Source organism: Yersinia rohdei ATCC 43380 (genome assembly GCF_000173775.1).
In the GTDB taxonomy this organism is placed as follows: Bacteria; Pseudomonadota; Gammaproteobacteria; order Enterobacterales; family Enterobacteriaceae; genus Yersinia; species Yersinia rohdei.
This window is the reverse complement of the sequence record NZ_ACCD01000010.1, coordinates 19,974-33,435: the sequence shown is the minus strand read 5'-3', so window position 1 is coordinate 33,435 and position 13,462 is coordinate 19,974. Positions and strand designations below refer to the sequence as shown.

Below are 13,462 nucleotides of genomic sequence, written 5' to 3'. Positions count from 1 at the left end.
ATTAAGTCGAATTCACGTCTGCCACGAAACAAATAAAGCAAAGGCTATGCCATAAATATAAGTTTTAAGAATTTAATGCAGAAAGGGCGAACTCAGGGTGGCGGAGCTGCTAACTCCAGAGGCTTTGTGACTGAATCAATAGAATTGAACGGTTTTCGTGCACCAAATTAGTGCGACTTATGTCACAAAAGTGCACAAAGGCTTCAGTCAGGTGATGACTTCGCCTGATTGTAGTGCGGCTGACTGTCATGTGGATTATTGTCGTGTGGATGATTGTCGTGTGGATGATTGTCGTGCGGCTATCATGGCCCGTGGGTATTAATGGGGGCGGCCCCCAAAAAAGAGGGTAGGAAAATATCCAGCCAGAGCTTGTGGGGCCAACCAGCCCCACAGGTTGTCTGCTAACTCGCCGCGGTTTCTACTTGATCAATGGCGGCTAAATCTTCGCTTACTAATTGCAACTGGTACATTTGATAATAGCGGCCATGAGCTGCCAACAATTCTTGGTGCTTTCCTTGCTCCACTGCGACGCCACGGTGCAATACCAGAATAGTGTCTGCATCAACAATGGTTGAAAGACGGTGGGCTATCACCACTAACGTGGTATGTTCTCGAATAAGTTGTAATGCCCGCTGAATAGCTTGCTCAGTGCCAGAGTCAATATTCGCCGTCGCTTCATCCAGAATTAGAATTTGTGGCGTCTGTACTAATACCCGAGCCATCGCCAATAGCTGTTTTTGCCCTACTGATAAGGTATTGCCCTGCTCCCCAAGCATGCTGTGTAGCCCATCCGGTAATGCCCGGACTAAGGGAGCCAATTGCACGGTTTCCAGCGCCGCCCACACTTGTTGCTCACTGATATTCCGACCTAAAGTCACATTAGCAAAAAATGAATCCGCCAAAACCACTGGGTCCTGTTGCACCATAGCAACCCCCTGGCGTAAAGCTTGATGTGATAGTTCAGCTAGCGGCCGGCCATCGAGAAAAATCTCGCCTTGCTGCACGGGGTAATAACCCATCAACAGGTTAGCCAATGTGCTCTTGCCGCTGCCAGTATGCCCAACTAAGGCAATAAAACCGCGGGATGGCACCTCAAGAGTAATATTTTGCAGCACCATTTTATCGCTACGATAAGCAAAACTGACATTTTTGACCTGAATGCGTCCACTGCTCAGTGGGCGGTCATCAGTACCATAACCCTGCTGAGCGCGATCCATCAGTTCGAAAATTCGCTCCCCTGCCACTACCGCCTGTTGCATGACGGATTGCTGTGATGTCAGTTCAATTAATGGCTCATTCAGCCGGCCCAGATAGTTAATAAACGCGTACAACACACCGACACCCACCGAACCTTCTGGGCTGAAGCCGAACAGCAGCAACAAACCACATAGCACCATGGCAGAAAATAAGCTCAGCAATGGGCGCAAGAGAAAACCTTCTAAGCGCAGCGTTTGCATCCGTGCAGCATAGTGTGCACGGCTGGCAGACTCCATCCGCTCCCCGAAACGGGCTTGTTGGCGAAACTGCTGGATAACGCCCATACCATTAATAACTTCATTAAAGCCGTCATTAATGTCAGCCAAATAGGCCCTAACCCGGCGCACCACTGGCGTGCTATAGCGCTGATAAATAGCCATAACCACCAGCACCGCTGGGAAAATACAAATTGAAATCAGCGCCATACGCCAATCCAAACTGAACATCGCCACCAGCATTGCACCAATTAACGCCGCGCTTTTCAGTACGGTTGACACCACCATCACATACAAATCTTTTATAACTTCAGTGTCATTTGTTACGCGGGAAATCAATTGCCCTACTGGCTGAGTATCAAAAGCACTAAGAGGCTGGCGCAAGGCGGCATCCATCACTTCAATACGTAACCGTTGAACCACGCCAACAGCTGTCCGATTGAATAATAATGCCTGAAAATAATGTAAAGCCGCGGCCAACAATTGCAGCAGTAAATAAGCCAATGCCAACCCACTGACCAACCCTAAAGGTAAGGTTCCTTTCGCGACCACATGATCAATGAAATAGCTTATCAACAGTGGGCCACTGACCTCGGCCGCCGCCGCAACCCACAGCATTAATACCGCCAACCCTAAGGGTTTACGGTAAGGAGAACCATAAGAAAGCAGGCGTTTTAGTGTCGGCCAGAGTTTTTTCGGCGACCTGAGTTGCTCAATATTACTCATCGGTTTTGGCCTCCGGCTCGCCGTCATCCAAAGCAGCCTCCAGTTGTTGATAGCGATACATTTCCCTGTACCATCCCGGCTGATTAACCAAGAGATTATGGCTGCCTCGCTGCATGACTCCGCCATGTTGCATGACCAGAATTTCACTGGCTTCGGTCAAAGCAGAAAGGCGGTGAGCGCTGATAATCACGGTGCGATGTTCGCCCCATTCCCGCAGATTTTTTAAGATTTCATGCTCAGTCTGGCCATCAACCGCAGAAAGCGCGTCATCAAGGATTAGAATTTCAGTGTCTAGCAACAGCGCTCGGGCAATGGAAATCCGCTGCTTCTGCCCACCGGACAACATCACACCGCGCTCGCCCACTTCAGTGTCATATCCTTGCGGAAGGCGCAAAATGTCTTCATGCACACTGGCTAAGCGGGCGGCCCATTCAATTTGCTCCTGCGTGGCCTCCGGTTTTCCCAAAGCAATATTGCCAGCGACAGTGTCAGAGAACAAAAATGGCGTCTGGCTCACCACCGATAAACGGCCACGCCAGTCATGCAAACGCAGCTCAGACAGAGGGTGCCCCTGATAGCAAATCGCACCGTCATCTACATCAAATTGCCGCTGAATTAATGCCAATAAGGTGCTTTTACCCGAGCCCGTAGGCCCACATAACCCCAGCATTTCCCCTGGAGCCAACTTTAGCGCCACATCATGCAATGCTGGCTTTTCTGCTTGCGGATAATGGAAATGGCGAATATTAACCACTAAAGTGCCACGTTCATCAGATAATGGAATATCGCCATCTTTTACCACTGGCGCTTCTTCTAATAAACTGCGGATCCGGCTATAAGCCGCGCTGCCCCGCTCGACAATATTAAACATCCACGCCAGTGCCAGCATGGGCCAAATCATTAACCCCAAATACATAACAAAGCTGGTCAACTGGCCCAGAGTAATGCTGTGATTCACCACCATCCAGCTGCCGCCACCGATGGCTAATAAGTTAGCGACACCAATGGCAATATAGATTGTTGGGTCAAAACGGGCATCAATGCGCGCCACATACATATTCTTGGCCCCGGCGTGTTCCGCGACCTGCGCAAATTGCTGCGACTGGCTTTCTTCCAAACCAAAGGCTTTAATCATGCGAATACTGGTCAAACTTTCTTGCGCCTGATTATTAAGGTTAGAAAATGCCCCTTGGGCTGATTTAAACCGCTGATGTAATTGGTCGCCGTAATATTTGATGACTATCGCCATCACCGGCATGGGCAACAATGACAACAAAGTTAACTGCCAACTGATTTGGGTGCTCATCACAATCAGCACGGCGCAGCCCATCACCAGTGAATCCACCAGCGTCAAAACCCCTTCACCGGCGGCAAAAACCACGCGGTCGACATCATTAGTGGCGCGCGCCATTAAATCACCAGTGCGGTGACGTAAATAAAAACCAGGGTTCTGCCGGCTGAGTTGGCGATAAAATTTTGCCCGCAACTCTACGGCTAATTGATAAGAGGCACCAAAAAGTAGCACTCGCCATACGTAGCGCAGCAGATAAACTACAATGGCGGTCACCAGCATTACGCCAATCCATACCAATAACATATTGGTGGACATCTGTTTAGTGCTGATGCCATCCACAATTACCCCTACCAACTTAGGTGGCAATAATTGCAAAATAGCGATTACTATCAACAACAACACCGCACCCACGTAACGGCGCCATTCACGGCGGAAATACCAGCCTAATTGTGCAAACAATCTCACGCAGTTTTATTCCATGGTCTGACACCGAAAAGTATCGGTATTATCTCGCTACAGGCGGTAAGTAGAATACCATTGATAAAATGGTTTTTTATACTCATTAGATGTCAAGTTGCAACAATGCGGCAAGCAACCAAGCCGAGTGAACTGACACCAGTCAGAGATCCAAATTAACCTGAGCTGACAACAAAAAACGTTAACTATCAAATCAATAATTATTCAGGCACCGGTAGCATGGTGGTGTATTTAATTCGTTCCATCGCAAAGCTCGACGTCACATCAATCAACCCCGGAACACCATTAACCATACGTTTGTAAAAGTTGTCATAGCTTTTCATATCGGCAACTTCAACCTGCATCAGATAATCGTACTCCCCCGCCATTCGATAGAATGCCAACACCTCTGGCATTTGCCGGGTAAATTCGACGAACTCCTGATACCAACCGCTATTATGCTGTTGCGTTTTAATCAGTACAAATGCGGTGAGTCCTAATCCTAGCTTTTCGCTATCCAACAAGGCGACTCGCCCGCGAATATACCCCTCTTCTTCAAGGCGCTTCAAACGTTTCCAACAGGGTGTTGAAGTCAAATTGACTGCATCGGCCAAAACTTGCAGTGATTGTGTGCAATCTGCTTGCAACATACAAAGGAGTTTTCGGTCAGTTTTATCTAACATAGCCATCCACCGTAGAATAAATTTCTACCATTTGGCGATAAAGAAGGAAAAATGGCAATATTTTTTTCTACCAAAACAGTTAATCTAGTCATCATTAATTTACTAACCATATTCAAGTAATTGGTGTGACAGGGTGGTTAACTGCTGCTTCAAAAACAAAGGGTATTCATTGCAGGCCATAAAATGAGCAATACTTGGGTAAAAAATGCTATCAGTGAAATAGAAGCCGATTTTCAACGCTCCGCGGATACTCATCTGATCCGTCTGAATCTGCCGGCATTCCCCGGTATTTATCTCTATTTAAAAGATGAAAGCACCCATCCAACCGGAAGCTTGAAACACCGTCTGGCCCGCTCATTATTTCTCTATGGTTTGTGTAATGGCTGGATAAAAGAAGGCACGACGATAATAGAGGCGTCTTCAGGAAGCACCGCGGTATCTGAAGCTTATTTTGCGCGTCTGATTGGTTTGCCTTTTATTGCGGTAATGCCAAGTTGCACCGCCCGACGTAAAGTTGAACAAATCGCCTTCTATGGTGGCCGCTGTCATTTCGTCGAAAACGCCGGGCAAATTTATGCGGCGTCTGAGCAATTAGCGCGCGAGCTTAACGGCCATTATATGGATCAGTTCACTTATGCCGAACGGGCGACGGATTGGCGGGGCAATAACAATATTGCTGATAGTATCTTTCGCCAAATGGCCCGTGAGCCTTTCCCTGTTCCTAACTATATTGTGATGAGCGCGGGGACTGGCGGCACATCAGCAACCTTAGGCCGCTATATTCGCTATCAAGGCCATGATACTCAACTGATGGTGGTCGACCCGGAAAACTCAGTATTTTATGACTGTTTCTGCAACCGTGACCGCAGTGTAACTGGCAGTTGTGGTAGCCGTATTGAAGGAATTGGGCGACCGCGCGCAGAGCCTTCATTTATTCCTGAAGTGATCGATAGCATGCTATGTGTCCCTGATGCCGCCAGTGTTGCGACCATCCTTTGGTTGGAAGGCATCCTTGGGCGCAAAGTGGGAGCCTCAACTGGCACCAATGTTTGGGGAGCATTGCAATTAGCGAAACAGATGCGCGAACAGGGTAAAAGCGGCGCTATCGTGACACTACTCTGTGATAGCGGTGAACGTTATCTCGATACCTATTACGATACCCAATGGGTCAGTAAGAATATTGGCGATTTAACCCCATTCAGTAATGAATTAAATAACCTGTAAACGACGGGTAAACGGGGCCGCAAAACGGCCCCTTTGAGAAGAAAAAAACCGGATGGTTATCCGGCTGGCTAATAGCAAAACCTCAGAATTCGGGGGAATAGGTGAGGTGTGGTGAACTTAGCCAATGTTGCAAATAGTGCGCTACACCTTGTTGCTCGCAGCGACCAATAACCTGTAACTGAGGCAATTCTAGTTTCAATTGCGGTAATGCATTTCCCATCACCAGCCCACGGCCAACTCGAGACAACATTTCTTTATCATTCATCGCGTCGCCAAATGCCATGCAGTCAGCCAGTGTTAAATCAAGGTGATGGCTTAGTCGTTCCAACGCCGCCCCTTTATTACAACCAAGGGGCAACACTTCTAAGCATTCTGCGGCTGAAAAACAAAAATCTGCCTTACCCCCCATCTGCTGTTCAAGTTGAGTTTTGAGCTCAACTAACTCCTGATGCGGTGCAATAAAACAAATTTTATGATTACCAGTCAAAGGCAAAGTATCCAAAGAGGTCTGCTGGAACTGGAATCCACTGGTTTTATGTGCGTTCAACAATGCCAGGTCATTGCAGTCAGTAAACCAACCATTATCGCGAAAAATATGGATGCTGGCATTGGTTTGCCACGGGGTGCGCAATGCAAACTCCACCAGTTCTGCGGGCAAATCCATACCATATAACGGCGCACCTTCCATGTCAGATACTCGGGTACCATTGCCCGTAATCAAATATCCATCAATCCCTGAATGGGACAAAATCCCTTTCATATCAATGTAATGACGCCCTGTCGCAAACGTCAGAATGACCCCAGCCTCCACTAACTGATGCAACGCATTTAATGTCGCGCCGCCAATTTTATGGTCGCGCATCAGTAAGGTTCCATCCATATCAAAAGCGGCTAAACGGTACATTTAAAACCTCATAAAGAGTGAAACTGGTGGTATGAATAAAATTATGCCGTAGTATTTACGGAACTAATAGTGAACAAATAATATAAACTGTTCCGTATTTATAACCTATTTCTATAGGTAGAAAATTCCCCTTGCCAGTCTATGCGCCAGTACGTGTAAATAAGCCCTGTACAGGTTCGTGCTATATAGCAAAGAATGGCCAATAAAATAGCGCCAAAGGTATAGGCCCTTAATTATGCGAATTATTCATCGACTGACTCAATACCAGCGTTTGTATCAGAAATTCGCCGATCGGCAAGTCGCAACCACGGTGAGTGAAGTCGCCAGTCTGCTATTTTGCAGTGAGCGGCATGCCCGAACCCTGATCCAGCAGTTGCAGGTGAATGACTGGCTAAGCTGGCATTCACAAGTTGGTAGAGGAAAGCGCGCACAACTGCAATGTTTGAAAAACCCGGAGACACTTCGGGCAACTTATCTGCAAACCTTCCTTGAACAAGGTGATCATCAAGCCGCACTCGCATTAGCTCAGTTAGAACCAGAACGCCTACAGTCTTTACTGAATCCGCATATGGGCGGGCAATGGCAAGCAGATAGCCCCATATTGCGAATACCTTATTATCGCGAACTCGAACCGTTAAACCCACTCACCGCCACTGGCCGGGCTGAGCAACATCTTATTTATACTTTACACGCCGGTCTGACCCGATTTAACACCGGCGATCCACAGCCAAAGCCCGACCTGGCCCATCACTGGCAAGTGAGTAAAGATGGTTTAACCTGGCAATTTTTTTTACGTAGCCAACTGCGCTGGCATAATGGTGAACACATCAGGGGTGAGCAATTACTGCAAACACTGGCACAGTTACAATCAAACTCTCGCAGTCAGCCTAGTTTTAGCAATATTTTAGCCATCACCTTGCCCCATGCCCTATGTTTGCAATTTACACTTTCCCAATCTGATTACTGGCTAGCACATCGATTGGCAGATTTACCCTGCCGGCTATTTCATCCAGACTTTCCACTGTTGGGGGCTGGCCCCTTTAAACTGGCGACCTTCGAACAGCATTTGGTGCGATTAGAGCAACACGAGTTTTACCATCTGCAACATCCTTATTTGGAGATAATCGAATACTGGATAACCCCAAATTTGGCAATATCATCAGCCGATGGAAGCTGCCAACACCCAGTGCGTATCACCATTGGTCAGGAAGAAGAGTTCCCGTTAGCCCGCCCAGTCCAGCGCAGTATGAGCCTCGGATTTTGTTATCTGGCAATTAATCAGCATCGACGTAACATGACGCCTCAGCAAATAGCTAAATTACTGATGTTAGTGCAAACCTCCGGAATATTAGAGGAGTTATCCATCAAACGTGGCGTGATCACCCCTTGTCATGAAATGTTGCCCGGTTGGCCTATTCCACAATTTACTTCTGTTGAAGCCCCTCTCCTGCCACCCCATTTACTGCTGATATATCAACCGCCAATAGAGCTTGAGAGTGTTGCTGAATTGCTCAAAACGCTATTAGCGGCCAATGGTTGCACATTAGAAATCCGCGCCAGCCATGATAAAGAGTGGAAAGATAGCCACCAAATTGAAAAGGCCGATTTATTACTCGCGGATCATTTAGTTGGCGAATCGCCAGAGGCCGCAATGGAGAGCTGGCTCCGGCTTGACCCATTGTGGCAAGGTATTCTCTCGTCTGAACAACTGGAAATGCAGCAAAAAACACTGGCTGATATTCAGCAAATTGAACTGGCTCCAGAGCGTTTTCGTCAATTACGCGAACATTATCATCACCTGATGCTATCTGGGCTGATTTTGCCGCTGTTCAACTACCAATATCAGGTCAATGCGCCGCCACGAATTAATGGTGTCACATTAACCGCTTACGGATGGTTCGATTTCAGCCAGGCATGGCTACCGCCGGCGGTAGCATAATGACAAATCTGGATTGCTACCTTTTCTCTCACTGACTGAGTACCATAGTGTCAGTTTTTAATTTTGCTGTGGGTTTGCTTTGTTACTCTCCACAGCCGTACGAGGTATTAGCATGAAACGCGCCGTCGTTGTTTTCAGTGGTGGACAAGATTCCACGACCTGTTTAATTCAAGCATTACAGCAATATGATGAAGTCCACTGTATTACATTTGATTATGGACAGCGCCACAGTGCCGAAATAGAGGTTGCCCGCCAGCTAGCAACTCAGCTTGGTGTCAAAGCACACAAGGTACTGGATGTCGGTATGCTCAACGAATTGGCTGTCAGCAGTTTGACCCGAGACAGTATTCCCGTGCCTTCTTACCATGAAGACGACGAGAATGCGGTTCCCAACACATTTGTTCCCGGCCGTAATATTCTCTTTCTGACCTTGTCTGCTATTTATGCTTATCAGGTTCAAGCTCAGGCTGTTATTACTGGCGTCTGCGAAACTGATTTCTCCGGCTACCCCGATTGCAGGGATGAGTTCGTTAAAGCGCTTAACCATGCTATAGATTTAGGTATTGGCCGAGATATTGCCTTTATCACCCCGCTGATGTGGCTAGATAAAGCCGAAACCTGGGCGCTAGCTGATTACTATCAGCAACTAGATCGGGTTCGCCATGACACACTCACCTGCTACAACGGTATTCAGGGCGATGGCTGTGGTCAATGCGCCGCCTGCCACTTGCGCGCTAAAGGGTTAACATTCTATTTAGCTAATAAACCTAAAGTCCTTCTGAGCATGAAACAAAAGACTGGGTTGAATTAAGTATTTTCACTTTTACGTTCGTATTCCTACCTCGCGCTATCAGCGAGGTAGGAATATAGACATCACAGAGCCCCTATTTAGCCCCTCGATTAACAAACTCCTCGAGTTTTTCGCGCAATTCCCCCTCAATGGGTAATGCCTTTTGGTTACGCAAATCGATGCAAACGAAGGTCAACTCTGCATCTGCCACCGAAATAGACTCAGGTTCTAACGTGATGGTTTGTTTCATCACACCACTTTTACCGTTAAGTTTTATTAGTTGGCTATCAATACGCAGTAAGTCACCCAATACAGCAGGCCGACGGTAATTAATATTGATATTCACCACGATAAAAGCAATTTGGTTTTCAGCCATCCATATTGCTGCTGGCTCTCCCTCAAGCCATTCCCAGCGGGCTTCTTCGAGAAACTCTAAGTAGCGGGCATTATTAACATGTTGAAAAACATCAATATGAAAACCCCTGACTTTAATATGAGTATGCATGACGGCGAGATTCTCCACACAGTTAATAATAATTTTAAGGAGGCAAACACAACTGGTATGACCTCAGGGAAAAAGAGTAGCAGAGGAAAAACACTTCATAGCATGCTTACTATGTAATCTGGATCCGCATCACAGTTTCTCCCTATCCTTACGATTTACATTATGAAATGCTGGGAGGTATTAGCGGTAAGAATAGTCAGGCAAACACTCAGCTGTACCTACCTGACCAGGATATTTACAACTTAATTTTGGTACTGTTTTTATCTAAAAAAGAAGGGCCAATACCAGGGACTTCAAGTAATTGTTCGGCATCCGTAAAAGGGCCGAACTGCTCGCGATAGTTAACAATGGCCTCCGCTTTCTTTTTGCCAATCCCATTGAGGAACTGCGCCAACTGTTCCGCATCAGCACTATTAACATTAATTTGGTTGTGGTGACTATTTACCAGTCTGCCCGCTGTCGCGGTTACCGTCATTTTATCCTGTGTCGCGTTCACCGGTTTATTGGTTGCAGTGGCGTTAGCTGGCCGATTAAGCACTTTTTCCTGAGAGGAACTGGTGGGGCTTACAGGTGCTGTATGGGCTAAGAGTTGAAGATTAAAACCGACCAATAATCCTGCAATTACAAATAACTTTCCTAGGTATTTCATGCTGTATCCTCCTTGTGTTTGACAGCACGACTACCTTGCCGCACCCACCGATTTACAGCAAATAGCAGATTTCAGATATGCGAAAGGCCGCCAAAGCGACCTTTCGTTATTACATCGATTTGCAAATGAATGCGAAGCTTATTGCGGTTGCTGCTGCTCCAGAGTACCCATCTTAATCGTGGCCTGTTTGTGCAGGTTCGCCATTAATGCATCAAAGGTCACATTACTCGCCCCTTCTTCCATTTTAGCGATAAAGGTCTTCATTTCACCTTCCGGCAATTTACCTGGTATCACTGATAGCAGCTCAATCAATACAATGTTGTCTGCACGATCCTGAGATAAACCATAAACCGGTTGATCTTTTTGTGGATGAGGCAAGGCAAAGACAGTTTGTACCAATTGCTCGTCACCAGGTGCCCGCGATAAGGTTTTCTTCTCACCGAAGCTGATACCCGCGGCTTTCATGGCCTCTTCGCCTTTACCTTGTTTCAGCGCAGTCAGAATCTTTTCACCATCAACACGTGCTAATTGCTCCGCTTTCTGGCGTTTCACCAATTCGGCAACTTGATCACGAACTTGGTCAAATGGCTCGATACCTTCTGGTTTATGGCCGTCAATACGGATAACAAACGCACGATCGCCATCCACGGTGATGACATCTGAGTTACTACCAGGCGCACCATTCTCACCAACTAAACCGCCATCAAAGATAGCCTGAATAACGGGTTTGAAATTAACGTCAGCAGGTACTGCATCGCGGGTGAACCAACCCGTTTGCTTCGCTTTAGCACCAGCAGCCTCTTCAGCAGAAGCCAAAGATTCGTTATCACTGGTAGCCGCTTCACTTACTTTCTGCTGTAACGCGTAATAGGCGTCAACAGCTTTTTCCTGCTTAACCTGTTTTGCCAGCGCATCATGTACTTCTGACAGCGGTTTAACCTGCTCTGGCTTGATGTCATTTAAACGAACAATCAAATAGCCAACAGAGGATTTAACCACATCAGATAACTGACCTTTGTCACTCAGATTGGCTTGTTTCAGTTCATCGGCAGTGGTATCTGGTTCTAACCAACCCAATTCACCGCCATTCTTGCGAGAAATGATATCGGTAGATTTTTCTTTTGCGATAGTGGCAAAATCAGCACCTTTTTTCAGCTCATCCAACGCAGCTTTAGCATCGGCTTCAGTCTTAAACTGAATAACACTGTAATTGCGTTGTTCTGGCTGGGTATAGCTGCTTTTATGCAGATCGTAATATGCGGTGATATCTTCTTCAGTAACAGTAATTTTGTCCTGCATCGCCGCAGCATCCATTGCAATGAAACTGATTTTCATCTGTTCCGGTGCAATAAAGCTATTTTTGTTTTGGTCGTAATAGGCTTGCAGCTCTTCATCAGTTACTTTCTGCTGAGCTTGCAGTGCTTTGAGGTCTAGTGTCGCCAAACGGACGTCACGTTGCTGCAAAATCAGCTCTGACATTGCCTGTGCTTCCGCTGGCAGAACAAAGCCAGTATCACCAAAGGCTTGCAGCAATTGTTGATTAATAAGCTGCTGGCGCTGTAATTGAGCAAATTGGTCTGGGGTATAGCCCATTTGATTAACCAGCGCGAGATATTTGCTGTTATCAAATTTACCCTCGGTCTGGAAATAAGGTGCCTGACGAATGGCATCTTTAACTTGTGCATCACTGGCAGTCAGACCTAATTTTTTAGCGTATTGGTCAAGTAACATATTGTTGACCAACTGCCCGAGAACCTGCTGACGCATTTGCTGCATGTAGCCTTCGTTTGCGGCCAGAGCGGAGAACTGTTCACCTAATTGTTGTTGCATGCGGCTACGTTCACTCTGTACAGCTTGTTCTAACTGAGCACGACTAATTTCTTGGCCATTAACTTTGGCTGCAAAGTCGTTGGAACCGCCAATCAAATAGCTGCCAACCCCGGTCAGGATAAAGGACAACATGATCAAGGCCAGAATGATTTTGAGCACGACGTTATTAGCAGCCGCGCGTAAATTGTCCATCATAATGTGACAATACTCCGCTGTAATATGGATTAAAACTGTTGCGCAGGTCTAAATAAACCCAGCATTCCTTGCGACAGCCCTTCGTGCTGCTGCGCGTTAAAACTACTTATTTTAGTGCACTTTTTACTACGGTATTTTTACTCATCAGGCTGCTGATATTTTTCGTCACCCTTACAGGTTAGTAAGTTCAGCTCTCAGTCAGTTCAACGACCTAAACGAAAAAAAAGCGCATCAATAACGATGCGCCTTGTATCTTACCTTACCAGCTCAACTGCGTCAGGTTATTGTTTAACACAAACACAGCTGAAGATTGACGTGATAATCAGTTTACAGCGTCTTTCAGGCCTTTACCGGCGCGGAAACCTGGTACTTTAGCGGCTGGAATACTGATTTCTTTACCGGTCTGCGGGTTACGGCCAGTACGTGCAGAACGCTCACGTACTGCAAAAGTACCAAAACCAACCAGAGCTACTTCATCTCCTTCTTTCAAAGATTCAGTAACAGAAGCAATAATTGCATCCAACGCGCGCCCAGCGGCCGCTTTAGAAATATCAGCACCTGCGGCAATTTTGTCGATCAGTTGTGACTTATTCACTCTTTCATCCCCTTTAAAATTCTATCGTTGCGCCGAAATCCCTACGGACAACACGACAGCGCAGCTGTTATATCAATCCTGTCTGGCCTTAGCAAGCAGCCCAGAGGCGTAAACTTTTACCAGACAGCCGAACTAACTTAGCGGCACAAAAAATAGCTGGCAAGTAGCATTTCACTCACCAGCATCAGTTTTATCAATAC

Annotated in this window: 11 protein-coding genes; 3 read left to right on the top strand and 8 right to left on the bottom strand. The window is 46.7% G+C overall.

Annotated features, from left to right (window positions below; all coding sequences use genetic code 11):
* Positions 1 to 401: 401 nt before the first annotated feature.
* The 3 genes from YROHD0001_RS09395 to YROHD0001_RS09405 all read right to left on the bottom strand — a co-directional run bounded on the left by YROHD0001_RS09395 (position 402) and on the right by YROHD0001_RS09405 (position 4,631).
* On the bottom strand, positions 402 to 2,198 hold the full coding sequence (locus YROHD0001_RS09395; protein ID WP_032816853.1) for a SmdB family multidrug efflux ABC transporter permease/ATP-binding protein: 1,797 nt from the start codon (positions 2,196 to 2,198) through the stop codon (positions 402 to 404).
* A complete protein-coding gene (locus YROHD0001_RS09400) occupies positions 2,191 to 3,957 on the bottom strand; it encodes a SmdA family multidrug ABC transporter permease/ATP-binding protein (RefSeq protein ID WP_032816851.1) in 1,767 nt (588 codons plus the stop codon). Before YROHD0001_RS09400 ends, YROHD0001_RS09395 begins: the two co-directional genes overlap by 8 nt.
* Positions 3,958 to 4,169: 212 nt before the next feature.
* Positions 4,170 to 4,631, bottom strand: coding sequence for an Lrp/AsnC family transcriptional regulator (locus tag YROHD0001_RS09405; protein WP_032816849.1), 462 nt, complete (start codon positions 4,629 to 4,631; stop codon positions 4,170 to 4,172).
* Between the two features lie 183 nt (positions 4,632 to 4,814).
* Here YROHD0001_RS09405 and YROHD0001_RS09410 point away from each other — a divergent pair, with 183 nt between their 5' ends.
* Entirely contained in the window at positions 4,815 to 5,855 is a 1,041-nt protein-coding gene (locus YROHD0001_RS09410) for a PLP-dependent cysteine synthase family protein (RefSeq protein WP_004714587.1), read from the top strand.
* Between the two features lie 82 nt (positions 5,856 to 5,937).
* On the opposite strand, the gene cof is transcribed toward YROHD0001_RS09410, so the two are convergent.
* Positions 5,938 to 6,759, bottom strand: coding sequence for an HMP-PP phosphatase (cof, locus tag YROHD0001_RS09415; protein WP_004714586.1), 822 nt, complete (start codon positions 6,757 to 6,759; stop codon positions 5,938 to 5,940).
* Between the two features lie 235 nt (positions 6,760 to 6,994).
* Here cof and YROHD0001_RS09420 point away from each other — a divergent pair, with 235 nt between their 5' ends.
* Together YROHD0001_RS09420 and queC are read left to right on the top strand one after the other, a co-directional pair.
* Positions 6,995 to 8,698, top strand: coding sequence for an SgrR family transcriptional regulator (locus YROHD0001_RS09420; protein ID WP_004714585.1), 1,704 nt, complete (start codon positions 6,995 to 6,997; stop codon positions 8,696 to 8,698).
* A gap of 112 nt (positions 8,699 to 8,810) precedes the next feature.
* Positions 8,811 to 9,509: a 7-cyano-7-deazaguanine synthase QueC gene (queC, locus tag YROHD0001_RS09425; protein WP_004714584.1), complete on the top strand. Its 699-nt coding sequence runs from the start codon at positions 8,811 to 8,813 to the stop codon at positions 9,507 to 9,509.
* Positions 9,510 to 9,582: 73 nt separating this feature from the next.
* Here the strand turns inward: queC and YROHD0001_RS09430 are convergent, their stop codons facing one another.
* The 4 genes from YROHD0001_RS09430 to hupB all read right to left on the bottom strand — a co-directional run bounded on the left by YROHD0001_RS09430 (position 9,583) and on the right by hupB (position 13,262).
* On the bottom strand, positions 9,583 to 9,993 hold the full coding sequence (locus YROHD0001_RS09430; protein WP_004714583.1) for an acyl-CoA thioesterase: 411 nt from the start codon (positions 9,991 to 9,993) through the stop codon (positions 9,583 to 9,585).
* A 235-nt stretch (positions 9,994 to 10,228) separates the two neighbouring features.
* A complete protein-coding gene (locus tag YROHD0001_RS09435; protein ID WP_004714582.1) occupies positions 10,229 to 10,642 on the bottom strand; it encodes a ComEA family DNA-binding protein in 414 nt (137 codons plus the stop codon).
* 138 nt (positions 10,643 to 10,780) lie between these two features.
* A complete protein-coding gene (gene ppiD, locus YROHD0001_RS09440) occupies positions 10,781 to 12,667 on the bottom strand; it encodes a peptidylprolyl isomerase (protein ID WP_004714581.1) in 1,887 nt (628 codons plus the stop codon).
* Positions 12,668 to 12,989: 322 nt separating this feature from the next.
* Positions 12,990 to 13,262: a nucleoid-associated protein HU-beta gene (gene hupB, locus YROHD0001_RS09445; RefSeq protein ID WP_004714580.1), complete on the bottom strand. Its 273-nt coding sequence runs from the start codon at positions 13,260 to 13,262 to the stop codon at positions 12,990 to 12,992.
* Positions 13,263 to 13,462: the final 200 nt, after the last annotated feature.

What these genes read in the sequence shown, in the direction of transcription:
- YROHD0001_RS09395 (WP_032816853.1), bottom strand. Translation starts at nt 2,198, where the DNA reads ATGAGTAATATTGAGCAACTCAGGTCGCCGAAAAAACTCTGGCCGACA.
- YROHD0001_RS09405 (WP_032816849.1), bottom strand. Translation starts at nt 4,631, where the DNA reads ATGTTAGATAAAACTGACCGAAAACTCCTTTGTATGTTGCAAGCAGAT.
- YROHD0001_RS09410 (WP_004714587.1), top strand. Translation starts at nt 4,815, where the DNA reads ATGAGCAATACTTGGGTAAAAAATGCTATCAGTGAAATAGAAGCCGAT.
- cof (WP_004714586.1), bottom strand. Translation starts at nt 6,759, where the DNA reads ATGTACCGTTTAGCCGCTTTTGATATGGATGGAACCTTACTGATGCGC.
- YROHD0001_RS09420 (WP_004714585.1), top strand. Translation starts at nt 6,995, where the DNA reads ATGCGAATTATTCATCGACTGACTCAATACCAGCGTTTGTATCAGAAA.
- queC (WP_004714584.1), top strand. Translation starts at nt 8,811, where the DNA reads ATGAAACGCGCCGTCGTTGTTTTCAGTGGTGGACAAGATTCCACGACC.
- YROHD0001_RS09430 (WP_004714583.1), bottom strand. Translation starts at nt 9,993, where the DNA reads ATGCATACTCATATTAAAGTCAGGGGTTTTCATATTGATGTTTTTCAA.
- YROHD0001_RS09435 (WP_004714582.1), bottom strand. Translation starts at nt 10,642, where the DNA reads ATGAAATACCTAGGAAAGTTATTTGTAATTGCAGGATTATTGGTCGGT.
- ppiD (WP_004714581.1), bottom strand. Translation starts at nt 12,667, where the DNA reads ATGATGGACAATTTACGCGCGGCTGCTAATAACGTCGTGCTCAAAATC.